General features: G+C 61.8%; 11 protein-coding genes and 1 other RNA gene. 9 read left to right on the forward strand and 3 right to left on the reverse strand.

All coding sequences use genetic code 11. The features are described 5' to 3' along the window. Nucleotides 1–182: 182 nt before the first annotated feature. The 4 genes from ligA (at nucleotide 183) to OC71_RS09580 (ending at nucleotide 6,297) form a co-directional block, all read left to right on the forward strand. Entirely contained in the window at nucleotides 183–2,540 is a 2,358-nt protein-coding gene (gene ligA, locus OC71_RS09570) for an NAD-dependent DNA ligase LigA (RefSeq protein ID WP_041067793.1), read from the forward strand. A gap of 171 nt (nucleotides 2,541–2,711) precedes the next feature. Continuing rightward, nucleotides 2,712–3,875: a putative zinc-binding metallopeptidase gene (locus OC71_RS09575; RefSeq protein WP_041067796.1), complete on the forward strand. Its 1,164-nt coding sequence runs from the start codon at nucleotides 2,712–2,714 to the stop codon at nucleotides 3,873–3,875. A 147-nt stretch (nucleotides 3,876–4,022) separates the two neighbouring features. Continuing rightward, nucleotides 4,023–4,119, forward strand: an RNA gene (ffs, locus tag OC71_RS26845) — signal recognition particle sRNA small type. 228 nt (nucleotides 4,120–4,347) lie between these two features. Continuing rightward, complete coding sequence (locus OC71_RS09580) at nucleotides 4,348–6,297, forward strand: hypothetical protein (protein WP_041067799.1); 1,950 nt, start codon at nucleotides 4,348–4,350, stop codon at nucleotides 6,295–6,297. 37 nt (nucleotides 6,298–6,334) lie between these two features. Here OC71_RS09580 and OC71_RS09585 read toward each other — a convergent pair whose 3' ends face one another. After that, nucleotides 6,335–7,084 (reverse strand): ABC transporter substrate-binding protein, encoded by a 750-nt coding sequence (locus OC71_RS09585; RefSeq protein ID WP_041067802.1) that lies wholly within the window; start codon nucleotides 7,082–7,084, stop codon nucleotides 6,335–6,337. Between the two features lie 143 nt (nucleotides 7,085–7,227). Here OC71_RS09585 and dnaX point away from each other — a divergent pair, with 143 nt between their 5' ends. The 5 genes from dnaX to OC71_RS09610 all read left to right on the forward strand — a co-directional run bounded on the left by dnaX (nucleotide 7,228) and on the right by OC71_RS09610 (nucleotide 13,085). After that, nucleotides 7,228–9,318, forward strand: coding sequence for a DNA polymerase III subunit gamma/tau (gene dnaX / locus OC71_RS09590; RefSeq protein WP_041067805.1), 2,091 nt, complete (start codon nucleotides 7,228–7,230; stop codon nucleotides 9,316–9,318). 67 nt (nucleotides 9,319–9,385) lie between these two features. Then, a complete protein-coding gene (locus tag OC71_RS09595) occupies nucleotides 9,386–9,724 on the forward strand; it encodes a YbaB/EbfC family nucleoid-associated protein (RefSeq protein ID WP_003223337.1) in 339 nt (112 codons plus the stop codon). Between the two features lie 299 nt (nucleotides 9,725–10,023). Next, a complete protein-coding gene (locus tag OC71_RS09600; protein WP_041067808.1) occupies nucleotides 10,024–11,058 on the forward strand; it encodes an NADP-dependent oxidoreductase in 1,035 nt (344 codons plus the stop codon). A gap of 66 nt (nucleotides 11,059–11,124) precedes the next feature. Continuing rightward, nucleotides 11,125–11,727: a recombination mediator RecR gene (recR, locus tag OC71_RS09605; RefSeq protein WP_007965550.1), complete on the forward strand. Its 603-nt coding sequence runs from the start codon at nucleotides 11,125–11,127 to the stop codon at nucleotides 11,725–11,727. 209 nt (nucleotides 11,728–11,936) lie between these two features. Continuing rightward, nucleotides 11,937–13,085: an acyl-CoA dehydrogenase family protein gene (locus OC71_RS09610; protein WP_041067811.1), complete on the forward strand. Its 1,149-nt coding sequence runs from the start codon at nucleotides 11,937–11,939 to the stop codon at nucleotides 13,083–13,085. A 108-nt stretch (nucleotides 13,086–13,193) separates the two neighbouring features. On the opposite strand, the gene OC71_RS09615 is transcribed toward OC71_RS09610, so the two are convergent. Together OC71_RS09615 and fnr are read right to left on the reverse strand one after the other, a co-directional pair. Then, nucleotides 13,194–13,742, reverse strand: coding sequence for an adenine phosphoribosyltransferase (locus OC71_RS09615; RefSeq protein WP_003223345.1), 549 nt, complete (start codon nucleotides 13,740–13,742; stop codon nucleotides 13,194–13,196). Nucleotides 13,743–13,820: 78 nt separating this feature from the next. Then, nucleotides 13,821–14,555 carry a fumarate/nitrate reduction transcriptional regulator Fnr gene (gene fnr, locus OC71_RS09620; protein WP_025110355.1) on the reverse strand — a complete coding sequence of 245 codons (735 nt, stop codon included), beginning with the start codon at nucleotides 14,553–14,555 and terminating at the stop codon, nucleotides 13,821–13,823. Between the last annotated feature and the right edge of the window lie 134 nt (nucleotides 14,556–14,689).

Consider the following 14,689-nt stretch of genomic DNA (forward strand, 5'->3'; position numbering starts at 1 on the left):
GCCAGAGCGCAGTTGTGGCGAGGGAGCTTGCTCCCGCTCGGTGGCGAAGCCGCCGTGATTTTGGGGCTGCTGCGCAGCCCGGCGGGAGCAAGCTCCCTCGCCACAATGTCCATAGCCCTGAGCCACTGTGATTTAGAAATTGAGCAGCCTCGGCTGCTCTTTTGCTTTATGAGAGAACACCCATGACCGCCGCCAAAAACCGCATTCTAGAGCTGCGCGCTGAACTCGATCAGCACAACTACCGGTACCACGTCCTCGACGAGCCGAGCATTCCGGACGCCGAGTACGACCGGTTGTTCCACGAGCTCAAGGCGCTGGAGGCGGCCAATCCCGAACTGATCACCAGCGACTCGCCGACCCAGCGTGTCGGCAGCGTGGCGTTGACTGCCTTTACCCAAGTGCGTCACGAAGTGCCGATGCTCAGCCTCGGCAACGCCTTCGAAGAAACCGACATGCGCGAATTCGACCGCCGGGTGACCGAAGGTCTGGATCTGCCGGCCGGTGATCTGTTCGGTGGCGGTGCGGCGGTGGAATACAGCTGCGAGCCGAAACTCGATGGCCTGGCGGTCAGCCTGCTGTATCAGGACGGCGTGCTGGTGCGCGGCGCCACCCGTGGCGACGGCACCACCGGTGAAGACATCAGCGTCAACGTGCGCACCGTGCGCAACATCCCGTTGAAGCTGCACGGCACAGGCTGGCCGGCGACCCTCGAAGTGCGCGGGGAAGTGTTCATGTCCAAGGCCGGTTTCGAGCGCCTCAACGCCTCGCAACTGGAAGTCGGCGGCAAGACCTTTGCCAACCCGCGCAACGCCGCTGCCGGCAGCCTGCGTCAGCTGGATTCGAAGATCACCGCCAACCGCCCGCTGGAATTCTGCTGCTACGGCATCGGTCAGGTCTCCCACGATATCTCCGATACTCACATCGGCAACCTCAAGCAGTTGCAGAAGTGGGGCATGCCGATCAGTCATGAACTGAAACTGGCCAAAGGCATCGGCGAGTGCCTGGATTACTACCGCGACATCGGTGAGCGACGTAACGCGCTGGCCTACGAAATCGACGGTGTGGTGTTCAAGGTCAACAGCATCGCCGATCAGCGTGAGCTGGGCTTCCGTGCCCGCGAACCGCGCTGGGCGATTGCGCACAAATTCCCGGCCATGGAAGAGCTCACCGAACTGCTCGACGTGGAATTCCAGGTCGGCCGTACCGGCGCCGTCACTCCGGTGGCACGGCTGAAACCGGTCAAGGTCGCCGGCGTCACCGTCGCCAACGCGACCCTGCACAACATGGACGAAGTGGCGCGCCTGGGCCTGATGATCGGCGACACGGTGATCATCCGCCGCGCCGGAGACGTGATCCCGCAGGTGGTGCAAGTGGTCACCGAGCGTCGCCCCGAGAATGCGCGTCCTGTAGCGATTCCAGAGAGCTGCCCGGTCTGTGGCTCCCATGTCGAACGCACGCAATTGGTCAAACGCAGCAAGGGCAAGGAAACAATCAGCGAAGGCGCGGTGTACCGTTGCGTTGGCCGTCTGGCCTGTGGTGCGCAACTGAAGCAGGCGATCATTCACTTTGTCTCGCGTCGGGCAATGGACATCGAAGGCCTTGGCGACAAGAGCGTCGAGCAACTGGTCGACGAAGGTCTGGTCAATTCGCCGGCCGATCTGTATGCGCTGAAGTTCGACGACATTGTTGATCTGGAAGGCTTCGCTGAAGTCTCCAGCAACAAGCTGCTGGCGGCGATTGAAGACAGCAAGCAGCCGGGGTTGGCGCGTTTCATCTACGCCCTTGGCATTCCCGATGTCGGCGAAGAGACGGCCAAAGTCCTGGCGCGCTCGCTGGGTTCGCTGGAGCGCGTGCAACAGGCGCTGCCACAGGTGCTGACCTACCTGCCGGACATCGGTCTGGAAGTGGCGCACGAGATTCACAGCTTCTTTGAAGATGCGCACAACCAACAGGTGATCAGCGAGTTGCTGGGGCATGGCCTGCAGATTCAGGATCAGGGCGATCTGGGCGCCGAATTTGCCGCCAGCACCACCCTCGGCGGTCTGCTCGACAAACTGCACATTCCCTTTGTCGGCCCGGGCGGCGCGCAGAAACTGGCAGACAAGTTCGGTTCGCTGGACGCGGTGATGAATGCCGACTGGCTGGACATGCGCCAGGCGCTGCCGGAGAAGCAGGCCAATTCGGTGCGCGAGTTTTTTGCTGTGCCCGAGCATCGGCAGATTGCCGAAGCGGCGGAGAAACAGCTGCGTGATTTCGGCATGCACTGGCTGAGCGAGAAGAAAGTCGTCGAAGGCTTGCCGCTGTCCGGCGAAACCTGGGTGTTGACCGGCAAGGTCGAGCTGATGAGCCGCGATGTGGCCAAGGAACACCTGGAAAGCCTCGGCGCCAAGGTCGCCGGCTCGGTATCGGCGAAAACTCATTGCGTGGTCGCAGGGCCCGGTGCCGGCTCGAAACTGACCAAGGCCAATGAGCTGGGCGTGAAGGTGATGGATGAAGAGGCGTTTATCGCTTTCCTGAAGGGACACGGCCTGTCCGTTTAAGAACAAAAGATCGCAGCCTGCGGCAGCTCCTACAGAATTAGTGTCTTGCCACATTGATCCCCTGTAGGAGCTGCCGAAGGCTGCGATCTTTTGCTTTTCCCCACACAAAGCGTGGGAACGATCCGCGCACGAGGATGATCTAGTCTTGGCAAGCCCCAGGGAGAGATCGCCATGTACCGCTTTTTCGAGCAGCTCAGTTCTCGCATCGTCGCGCCGTTCATGGGCGAATCTTCACGCAACAGCAAAATCTGGCCGTGCCGCTGCGGCCAGTCGCTGTTCTTTCGCAACAGCCAGTGCCTGGCTTGCAGCGCCATGCTCGGCTATCAGCCTGAAGCAAGTCGCCTGACCTCGCTGCAGCCCGGGCCGCAGGACGGTAGCTGGACACTCGATGCCGATCCCGACGCCGGATTGTTTCGTCGCTGCGCCAATCTCGACACCCCCGCCGCCTGCAATTGGCTGCTGCCGGAAAACGGCCGCGACAGCCTGTGCGTCGCCTGCAGCCTCAATCGCACCATCCCCGACCTCTCGGTGCCGGAAAACCCTGAGCGCTGGCGCAAAGTCGAAATCGCCAAACGCCGGCTGGTGGCGCAACTGATCACCCTCGGGCTGCCGGTCATCCCGAAAACCGAGGATGAAGAGCGCGGCCTGGCCTTTGATTTCATCGGCGTCGACCTCGAAGGCAACGCGCCAATGACCGGCCACGCCAACGGCTTGATCACCCTCGACATCAAAGAGGCCGACGACGCCCACCGCGAGCAGGTGCGGGCGGCGATGCATGAACCTTATCGCACGCTGCTCGGGCATTTCCGGCATGAGGTCGGGCATTATTATTGGGATCGTCTGATCGCCAACGGCCCGTGGCTCGAAGCCTTCCGCAACCTGTTCGGCGACGAGCGCGCCAGTTACGCCGAAGCGCTCGACCGTCACTATCAACAGGGTGCACCGTTGGACTGGCCGCAACACTACGTCAGCGCCTACGCGACCATGCACCCATGGGAAGACTGGGCGGAAACCTGGGCGCATTACCTGCACATGATGGACGCGGTGGACACTGCACTGGGTTTCGGCATGAGTGCACGGGAGATGGACTTCGACTATCAGCCGTTTCCACCGAGCACGCTGTATGACCCGGAGCATCCCGGCGGCGCGGCGTTCCTGTCGTTCGTCAATGCGTGGATCGAACTGGCGGGCATGCTCAATGAGCTGTCACGCAGCATGGGCCAGCCGGATTTCTACCCGTTCGTGTTGCCGGCGGCGGCGATTGCCAAGCTGCACTTCATCCATCTGGTGATCCAGCAGGCGGGCGGCAAGGCGGATGAGGTGCTGACCCTGTAGGAGCTGCCGCAGGCTGCGAACTTTTCAGGCTCAGCGCATGTCCTTGAACCCGTTCATATTTTTAATCTGAAACCAACGGTTGTAACTTCGCTTCAGATAGGTACAATGGCGCGGCTCGCCGACAGGTGAGTGTCGTTATGGTGACCCCATCGGTCCCCCCGCAACGATTACCCGTGAACCTGGTCAGAGCCGGAAGGCAGCAGCCACAGCGGGAACATTGTGTGCCGGGGTGTGGCTGGTGGGGTTACCACCTTAACGAACGAAGAACGCTTCAACAGAACTGCATGGGTTTCGCCCACTGCGGTTTTTTTATGCCCGCGATTTGGGCTTTCACGCCAGCCCCTGTGGGAGCGAGCCTGCTCGCGAAGGCTGCCCCCCGATGCCTGTTCAGTCACCAAGGTTGAACAGTGGCATACTCCACCGTCTTGCTGCGCGCGTCGTTGACAAGTTCGCGCCCTGGCTACGAGGTTGTATGCACCCGGAACATCACGATTTATCCACCGCCGTGTACTTGCCCGTGACGGATGAGACCTGCGCGAGCCTGTTGCAGCCCGATGGCGCAAAAAACCTCGGCGAGTTGACGGATGCGCAGCTGGCCGCCGTGCTGGTCATCCAGAATCTGGCTCAGGCCACCGAAAAGGATCTCACCGCCGCAGCGGCGGAGAAGGTGCTGGCGCGCCTGATCGCCTGGGCGGTCGATGGCGGGGCAGGGCTGCTGTCCGAAGCGCAACGCCTGTTCGATCCGCGTCAGCTGTATTTCGGCCTGAACGCCATCAGGGGATTGAATCTGCGTTTGCTGTTGGCTGACGAGGTGTCGGCGCAGGATTACCTGCTGCCCGATGGCAAGTGGGATGATGAGTTCAAAACGCGCCACCACGCGGCCAACAATCCGTTCAGCCAGCAGATGATCAGCCCGGCACACCGCGAGCGCTGGCTCAGCGCCGCGCAAGACAAACTGGTCAGAACCTTCCGCGCCAACCTCGATGAAGACCTGCACGTGCAAGGCTATGCCGGGATCGGCAAGAGCCACTTGGTCGGTGCCTTGACCGAGTGCCTGGACCCCGGGAAAACCCTGTTGTTGGCACGCACCCCGGAAAAACTTGCGACCCTGTGCCAGCGCATGGGCGTTACCGGTGACCGTAAACCCGGCATCACCTTTGAAGCGTTCGCGCGCGGGCTGATTTATGGGCGCAAGCTGCCGCCCGCAAGCGCCGCCGGCCGGGTCGCGAGCAAACAGAGTCTGGCGCAGGCGCTGAACATCCTCGGCTTTCGCGAGCACGATGCGCAACGCACCCTGAGCGTCTGTCTGGAAACGCTCGAGCGCTATTGCCATTCCCGGGACTACAGCCTGTCGGCGCATCATCTGCCGCATTTCAAGCTGTCGCTGTCCAGCCTTGAGTCCAAGGTGTTGCTGGAGTATTCGAGCCGCGTCTGGACTTACCTCGAGGCCAACCCGGCGTGGGGCCGGCAGAGCGGCTTCGAAGCCTTGTTGCTGATCAAGCGGGCAAGCCTCGCGGGTTGCGTGGTGCCGCCGCGTTATACCCACGTGCTGATCGACGAGAGCCAGGACATTCCTGCGTCGCTGCTGCAGATCATCGAGCGCGGCCGGCAGGTGCTGATCACGCTGGGCGATGAGTATCAGCACGCCGAGCGTGATCTGGTGAAAAGAAAGCGTGAAGTGCGCCAGAGCGATATCACCTACTCGGTGCGTTCGGGGCGCAACGTCGAGCGTCTGGTCAATCCGCTGATTTCCCGGCACTCGGAGAAGAGCAAGGTGCCGTTCGAAGGCGCGCGTGAAGCTGACGTCGGCATCGAGTTTTATCCGCAGGGCTTTGTCCCGCCCGAAGGTTGCGTGGTGCTGACGGCGTCCCCTTGGGACACCATGAAGTGGGCGATGCAGCTGCACGATGCCAATTGCCCGTTCAGCTTTGCCGACATGAAAGCGCAGCGCGACCTCGAACACTTCATGACCAGCGCCATCGAGTTGTTCAAGGTCGATTACTACAGTTCCACGCACAGCGAGAAGGGCCCGCATCGCTATTTCAGCGACGTGCCGAAGTGGCAGCAGGTGCGCGAGGCCAACCAGTACGACGAGGCGTTTCTGTGGGTCGAGGCCGAGCTGGAGAAGGGCTTCAAGGTGGCTGACCTGACCCGGCTCAACCGGATGATCGGCAGCCCCGGCAAAAGCTGCCTGTTGATGCAGGCCCAGGAGGCGGGCGGCATGGAGTTCGACCGCGTTCTACTGACGCCCGAGCTGCTGACCAACGTGCAGTTCAAGGACGCCTACGCGTTCGATCAGCGGATCTGCGCCGTGTACATCGCCATCTCCCGCGCCCGGCAGCAGCTTTATCTGCCGTACGATGTGGTCGAGTGGATCGAATTTCACGACTACCAGAAATTCCGCGAGTCGCACGGTTACTGAATAATTCTCTGTGGGAAATATCCCCCCAAAAAGGGGGTTATGGGGTGGTTTGAGAGGATCCGGTATACAACCGGATGATGTCATCAATCTCCCCCGACATTTTCATCCGCAGCAACGTGCGCAGGATCCGCTGCACCGGCACCTGCGGGTCATTCCTCACATAGCAGCCGACATGCTGTTCCTGCAGCACCGCCACCCCCTGCAGTTGCTGCGTGGGCAGCAGGCGCTGATTGAACCAGTCCAGTGTCCATTGATTGCTCACCGCATAGCGATAACGCCCGGCCAGGAGTTTTTCCAGCACTTGTTCCTGATTGCGCGCGTCGTCGCGTTGCAGGTGGTCGGCGTCGAACAGCGGTTGCAGAGTCGGGTAGGTGTAGCCGAGCACGGTGCCGATCGATTGCCGGGGCAGGCGGGCGGGATCGACGTGGAGCGGTTGATTGTCGCGGCTGATCAGCAGATCGCGCTGGAACAGCAGCGGGAGGCTCCAGATGTAGTCTCCGGACTGATTCGGCAACCATGATTGTGCGGCATAGCAGCGCACGTCGACTTCACCGTGTTCCATGGCGTTCTGCACCCGGGCGCGCGGCAGCACATGGAATTCGGCCGGCACGCCGACCTGTGTCGCCAGGCTGAGCATGATGTCGTGGAGGATGCCCTGGGTCGGGCGGCCATGGTCGATCTGCACCATCGGCATCGCCCAGCTGTCGGCCACGACGAAGCGCAGCGGCGGTTCGGCGGCGTTCACGCTCAGACTGATCCCCAACAAAGCTCCCAAGGCCCAACGCATAAATGCTCCGATGAGTCCCGACCACGAGCGAAATTTCCTCGCCAACAGCAGCTTAGCCAGATTAGACGAGCACACCGGATGCAATTTTGCCCTTGCTCCGCTAGCATTAGCCGCTTCAGCTTCCTTCGTTGCGACGGTTTTCGATGAGTTATCAGGTTCTTGCACGTAAATGGCGTCCGCGCTCGTTCCGCGAAATGGTCGGCCAGACCCATGTGCTCAAGGCTCTGATCAATGCCTTGGACAGCCAGCGGCTGCACCACGCGTACCTGTTCACCGGTACCCGCGGGGTCGGCAAGACCACCATTGCGCGGATCATTGCCAAATGCCTGAACTGTGAGACAGGTATCACTTCCAGCCCCTGCGGCGAGTGTTCGGTGTGCCGCGAGATCGATGAAGGGCGCTTCGTCGACCTGATCGAGATCGACGCCGCGAGCCGGACCAAGGTCGAGGACACCCGCGAGCTGCTCGACAACGTGCAGTACGCGCCGAGCCGTGGGCGCTTCAAGGTCTATCTGATCGACGAAGTGCACATGCTCTCCAGCCATTCCTTCAATGCGCTGCTGAAAACTCTCGAAGAGCCGCCGCCGTACGTCAAGTTCATCCTGGCGACCACTGATCCGCAGAAACTTCCGGCAACGATTTTGTCGCGCTGCCTGCAGTTCTCGCTGAAGAACATGACGCCCGAGCGCGTGGTCGAGCATCTGACCCACGTCCTGGGCGCCGAAAACGTGCCGTTCGAAGACGACGCGCTGTGGCTGCTGGGCCGCGCCGCTGACGGCTCGATGCGTGACGCCATGAGCCTGACCGACCAGGCCATCGCCTTCGGTGAAGGCAAGGTATTGGCCGCCGATGTGCGGGCGATGCTCGGCACGCTGGATCACGGCCAGGTCTTCGACGTGCTGCACGCACTAATCGAGGGCGATGCCAAGGCGTTGCTTGAAGCCGTGCGTCACTTGGCTGAGCAGGGGCCGGACTGGAATGGCGTGCTCTCGGAAATTCTCAACGTGCTGCACCGTGTCGCCATCGCCCAGGCCTTGCCTGAAGGTGTCGACAACGGTCATGGCGACCGTGATCGCGTATTGGCTTTGGCTCAAGCGCTGCCGGCCGAAGACGTGCAGTTCTATTACCAGATGGGCCTGATCGGCCGCCGCGACTTGCCGCTGGCGCCGGACCCGCGTGGCGGTTTCGAGATGGTGCTGCTGCGGATGCTGGCCTTCCGGCCGGCGGATACGGCGGACGCCCCGAGGCAACCGCTAAAGCCAGTGGGGATCAGCCAGGCCACAGTTGATTCCGCAAACTCCGTGGCTGCCGCGCCCAAGCCTGCGCCGGTGGTCGTTGCGGCTGTTGCGCCAACACCAGCGGCGGTTGCTGCGCCGGCACCGGAGCCAGCGCCTGTGGTGACCGCCGCGCCGGCACCTGCGCCGGAAGCAGAACCAGAGCCAGAGCCAGTCGCCGAAGCGGTGGTCGATCTGCCGTGGAACGATCCGGTCGAACCTGAGCCGGAACCCGCACCTGTGCAGCAACCGGCCGTCGAGCCGGTACTGGAAACCGCCAGCGAGCAGCCCGAATTGCCGCCGATGCCGCTGCCGACCCCGGACAGCGTGGTGCCGGATGCGCCGGAGTGGGCCGCTGCGCCGATTCCCGAACCGTCGGTCGCCGACGTCGATGCCGCCACGCCGGGCATGGACCTCGACGACGAGCCGCCGCTGGACGAAGACTACATCGAGCCGGACATGGATTCGGCCTACAGCTACCTCGACGACCTGGCCAGCGAGCACACCGCCGAGCCAGCCCCGGAACCCGAGCCGGAGCCTGCCGCCGCGCCAGCCACCGGTCTGGCGTTGCAATGGCTGGAGCTGTTCCCGCAACTGCCGATCTCCGGCATGACCGGCAGCATCGCCGCCAACTGCACGTTGATCGCGGTCGATGGCGACCATTGGCTGATGCACCTGGACCCGGCGCACAGCGCACTGTTCAACGCCACGCAACAGCGGCGCCTGAACGATGCGCTGAACCAGTTCCACGGTCGCACGCTGACCCTGACCATCGAGCTGATCAAGCCCGAGCAGGAAACCCCGGCGCAGGCCGCGTCCCGTCGCCGGGCCAACCGTCAGCGCGAGGCGGAGGAATCGATCCACGGTGATCCGTTCATCCAGCAGATGGTCCAGCAGTTCGGTGCGGTCGTGCGACACGATACTATTGAACCTGTCGATGCCTTGGTCGCCCAAGGCTAATAACTGAGGGCGTTCGGCGTTAAGCGCCGGGCGCTGTTTTGATCCAAGTACTTTTGAGGTGATTCCCATGATGAAAGGTGGCATGGCCGGCCTGATGAAGCAGGCGCAGCAGATGCAGGAAAAAATGGCCAAGATGCAGGAAGAACTGGCCAACGCCGAAGTCACCGGCAAGGCCGGTGGCGATATGGTCACCGTGGTGATGACCGGTCGTCACGACGTGAAAAGCGTCAGCATCGACCCAAGCCTGGTTGAAGGCCTGAGCGAAGACGACAAGGAAATGCTCGAAGCCGTGGTCGCCGCCGCCGTCAACGATGCCGTGCGCAAGATCGAAGCCAACAGCCAGGAAAAAATGGGCAGCATGACCGCCGGCATGAACCTGCCAGCGGGGATGAAATTGCCATTCTGATTCGCCATCGTGAGTTGGATGAGCTACACAAAATGCCAGGCATCGCGTCTGGCATTTTTGTTTCCGTTTCTCGGGCGTTCGGAATTCGTTTGTGGCGAGGGAGCTTGCTCCCGCTCGGCGACGAAGTCGTCGTAAACCCTGAAAACCCGGTATACCTGAAAGAAAGCAGGGGGAGCGCTTCGCACTCCAGCGGGAGCAAGCTCCCTCGCCACAGGCGTCTGTAGAAACATCGAACGCTGTGATGCCACCAAGGTCTGCTCCCTATACCCCCGAATTCATCATTCACAGGAGACGCTGACATGTCCGACCCTCTGACTCTCAATCAACGCTTTGTGCTCGCTTCGCGCCCGGTCGGTGCGCCGACCCCGGAAAACTTCCGTCTGGAGCGCGAAGCGTTGCCGGATCTCGAAGACGGCCAGGTGCTGCTGAAAACCCTGTACCTGTCGCTGGACCCTTACATGCGCGGACGCATGAGTGACGCACCGTCCTATGCCGCGCCGGTACAAATCGGCGAAGTGATGACCGGCGGGGCTGTCAGCCGAGTCGAGGATTCGCGTCATCCGAAATTCCACCAGGGCGATCTGGTGGTCGGCCTCACCGGCTGGCAAAGCCACAGCATCAGCGACGGCCGCAACATCATGCCGATTCCGTCCGGTCTGCCGAGCCCGTCGATGGCGCTCGGCGTGTTGGGCATGCCGGGGATGACCGCGTACATGGGGCTGATCGACATCGGTCAGCCGAAAGAAGGCGAAACCCTGGTGGTGGCTGCAGCGTCCGGTGCGGTCGGTTCAGTGGTTGGTCAAGTGGCAAAGATCAAAGGCCTGCGCGCCGTGGGTGTGGCCGGTGGTGCCGACAAATGCAAATACGTGGTCGAAGAGCTGGGTTTCGATGCCTGCATCGATCACAAGGCGCCGGACTTTGCCGAGCAACTGGCCAAAGCCTGCCCGAACGGCATCGATATCTATTATGAAAACGTTGGCGGGCATGTGTTCGATGCGGTGGTGCCGCTGCTCAATCCCAAGGCGCGCATTCCACTGTGCGGGCTGATCGCCGGTTACAACGCCACTGAGGTGCCGCAAGGCCCGGATCGTCTGCCAATGCTGCAGCGTACGTTGCTGACCAAGCGTGTGCGGATTCAGGGCTTCATCGTGTTTGATGACTACGGCGACCGTCAGCCGGAATTCATCAGCCACATGGTGCCGTGGGTGCGCGACGGCAAGGTCAAATTCCGCGAAGACGTGGTGGAAGGTCTGGAGCAGGCACCCGAGGCGTTTATCGGTCTGCTGGAGGGGCGCAACTTCGGCAAACTGGTGGTAAAGGTCGCCCAGGACTGAGCATTTGACGCTGGCCAGAGGCGCGGGTATAAACCGCGTCTCGTTGTTTTGTCGGACTTTTTACCCATGAGCTTCAGCCCTTTGATTCGCCAACTGATCGACGCCCTGCGCACCTTGCCCGGCGTGGGTCAGAAAACCGCCCAGCGCATGGCGTTGCAGTTGCTCGAGCGTGATCGCAGCGGCGGCACGCGCTTGGCCCAAGCCTTGAGCCAGGCCATGGAAGGGGTGGGTCACTGCCGTCAGTGCCGCACGCTGACCGAAGACGATCTGTGCCCGCAATGCGCCGACACGCGCCGCGACGACACGCTGCTGTGCGTGGTGGAAGGGCCGATGGACGTGTATGCGGTGGAGCAGACCGGTTTCCGTGGACGTTACTTCGTGCTCAAGGGCCACCTGTCGCCGCTCGATGGTCTGGGGCCGGAAGCCATCGGTATTCCGCAGTTGATGGCGCGCATTGAAGAGGCCGGCACCTTTACCGAAGTCATCCTCGCCACCAACCCGACGGTGGAAGGTGAGGCGACCGCGCATTACATCGCCCAGCTTCTGGCCAACAAAGGCCTGATCGCCTCGCGGATTGCCCACGGTGTGCCGCTGGGTGGTGAGCTGGAGTTGGTGGATGGCGGGACGCTGGCGCATTCGTTTGCAGGGCGTAAACCGATTTCCCTCTGACAGGTGTATCGCCTGATCTGGCCCCATCGCTGGCAAGCCAGCTCCCACAGTGATTTCGGTCGTTCACAAATGTTGTACACACTAAAGAAACCTGTGGGAGCTGGCTTGCCAGCGATGGGCGCACCTCGATTTGGCTGATTCACACAATTGTGTTGAAAACCAAGCAAGCGCTCGGTTAACGTCGGCCAACCCTTCGATGGAGTTCGCCGATGCCTGCCTTCCAGGAATACTTCGACCCCAGCCACCAAATGGTTCGCGACAGCGTCAGACGTTTCGTCGAGCGCGAGATCCTGCCGGACATCGACGCGTGGGAAGAAGCCGAAGGCTTTCCCCGTGAGCTTTACCTGAAGGCAGGGGCGGCGGGGATTCTTGGCATCGGTTATCCCGAAGCGCTGGGTGGCAGCCACGAAGGTGATCTGTTCGCCAAGGTCGCCGCCAGCGAAGAACTGATGCGCTGCGGTTCCGGTGGTCTGGTCGCGGGCCTCGGCTCGCTGGATATCGGCCTGCCACCGATCGTCAAATGGGCCCGGCCCGAGGTGCGCGAGCGCGTCGTGCCGCAAGTGCTCAGCGGCGAGAAAATCAGTGCGTTGGCGATTACCGAACCCGGCGGTGGTTCCGACGTCGCCAACCTGCAAACCCGCGCCGTGCGTGACGGCGACGTTTATTGGGTCAGCGGCAGCAAGACCTTCATTACCAGTGGCGTACGCGCCGACTTCTATACCGTCGCCGTGCGCACCGGAGCGCCGGGTTTCGGCGGCATCAGCCTGCTGTTGATCGAGAAGGGAACCCCCGGCTTCACCGTCGGCCGCCAGTTGAAAAAAATGGGCTGGTGGGCCTCGGACACCGCTGAGCTGTTCTTCGACGATTGCAGGGTGCCTGTGGGCAATCTGATCGGCGCCGAGAACATGGGCTTCGCCTGCATCATGGGCAATTTCCAGAGCGAACGGCTGGCGCTGGCGCTGATGGCCAACATGACCTCGCAGCTCGCGCTCGAAGAAGCGCTGAAATGGGCGCGCGAGCGTGAAGCATTCGGCAAGCCGATCCGCAAGTTTCAGGTGATCAAACATCGGTTGGCCGAAATGGCCACGGCGCTGGAAGTATCGCGCGAGTTCACCTATCGGCAAGCGGCGAAAATGGCGGCGGGGCAGAGCGTGATCAAGGAGATTTCCATGGCCAAGAACGTCGCCACGGACACCTCGGACCGGATCACCCGCGAAGCGGTGCAGATCCTCGGTGGCCTGGGTTACATGCGCGAGAGCCTGGTGGAGCGGCTGTATCGGGATAACCGCATTCTGTCGATCGGCGGCGGGACGCGGGAGGTGATGAACGAAATCATCAGCAAGCAGATGGGGCTTTGATTCTTTGGTGAGGCTACTGGCCCCTTCGCGAGCAAGCTCGCTCCCACAGGAGAATGCATTCAACTGTGGGAGCGAGCTTGCTCGCGAAGGCGGCCTGAAGGGCGCTACTTATTTATCGGTCAAAGCAAACTGCGTCAGGCAGAAGGTAGGGATGCCCATATCTTCCAGACGCTGCGAACCGCCCAGCTCCGGCAGATCAATGATCGCCGCTGCCTCATGCACCCGCGCGCCCATGCGGCGAATCAGGTTGGCCGCTGCGATCAGCGTGCCACCGGTGGCAATCAAGTCATCGAACATCACCACCGAATCACCTTCGCACAGGCTGTCGGCGTGGACTTCGAGGAACGCTTCGCCGTATTCGGTCGCGTAACCTTCGGCCAACACGTCCGCCGGCAGTTTGCCCTGCTTGCGGAACAGCACCAGCGGTTTGTTCAACTGATAGGCCAGCACCGAACCGATCAGGAAGCCGCGCGCATCCATCGCGCCGATGTGGGTGAAGTCGGCTTCCACATAGCGGTGGGCGAAGCTGTCCATCACCAGGCGCAGGGCCTTGGGCGACTGGAACAGCGGGGTGATGTCGCGAAAGATCACGCCCGGTTTCGGGAAGTCGATCACGGGGCGGATCAGGGATTTGATGTCGAAGGAGTCGAAGACCATCGTCGAGGTGTCCTGGCAGGGCTGCAAACGGCGCAGTATACCCGCGGCTGAAACGCTTCGCTCAACCGCGGATCGAGATCAGCCTTCGAGCGAGCCGCCGGCCAGGGCGCAGAGCTGGATCGGGTCGAGGATGTGGATCTCCTTGCCCTCGGCGGCGATCAGTTCGTTCTGCTGGAAGCGGGTGAACACCCGCGACACGGTTTCCACCGCCAGGCCCAGGTAATTGCCGATTTCGTTGCGCGACATGCTCAGGCGGAACTGGTTGGCCGAGAAACCGCGAGCGCGGAAGCGGGCCGACAGGTTGACCAGGAACGTGGCGATGCGCTCGTCGGCGGTTTTCTTCGACAGCAACAGCATCATTTGCTGATCGTCACGGATCTCGCGGCTCATCACCCGCATCAGCTGCCGGCGCAGCTGCGGCAGTTGCAGGGCCAGTTCGTCGAGGCGTTCGAAAGGGATTTCACAGACCGAGGTGGTTTCCAGCGCTTGGGCCGACACTGGATGTTTCTCGGTGTCCATGCCGGACAGACCGACCAGTTCGCTCGGCAGGTGGAAACCGGTGAGCTGTTCTTCGCCGGTGTCGCTCAGGCTGAAGGTCTTCAGGGCGCCGGAGCGTACTGCATAAACGGAATCGAAGGTGTCACCCTGGCGGAACAGGAACTCACCCTTTTTCAACGGGCGACCACGTTTAACGATTTCGTCCAGCGCATCCATGTCTTCCAGATTCAGAGAAAGTGGCAGGCAGAGAGGGGCCAGGCTGCAATCCTTGCAATGGGCCTGGTTGTGAGCGCGCAGTTTGACTGGCTCGGACATTTCTTAAATCCTTGTGGGAAAACACACATAAGCCGTAAGGGTAACCCACGGGAGGACATTCAGGCCAGTCTGGGGCGAGATTGCCCTGCGGGCATAAGGCCGCAGGGCAAACAAAGACACGGGGCATTCGCGAT

The sequence above is a fragment of the Pseudomonas sp. W15Feb9B genome (assembly GCF_000828175.1).
Taxonomy (GTDB): Bacteria; Pseudomonadota; Gammaproteobacteria; order Pseudomonadales; family Pseudomonadaceae; genus Aquipseudomonas; species Aquipseudomonas parakoreensis.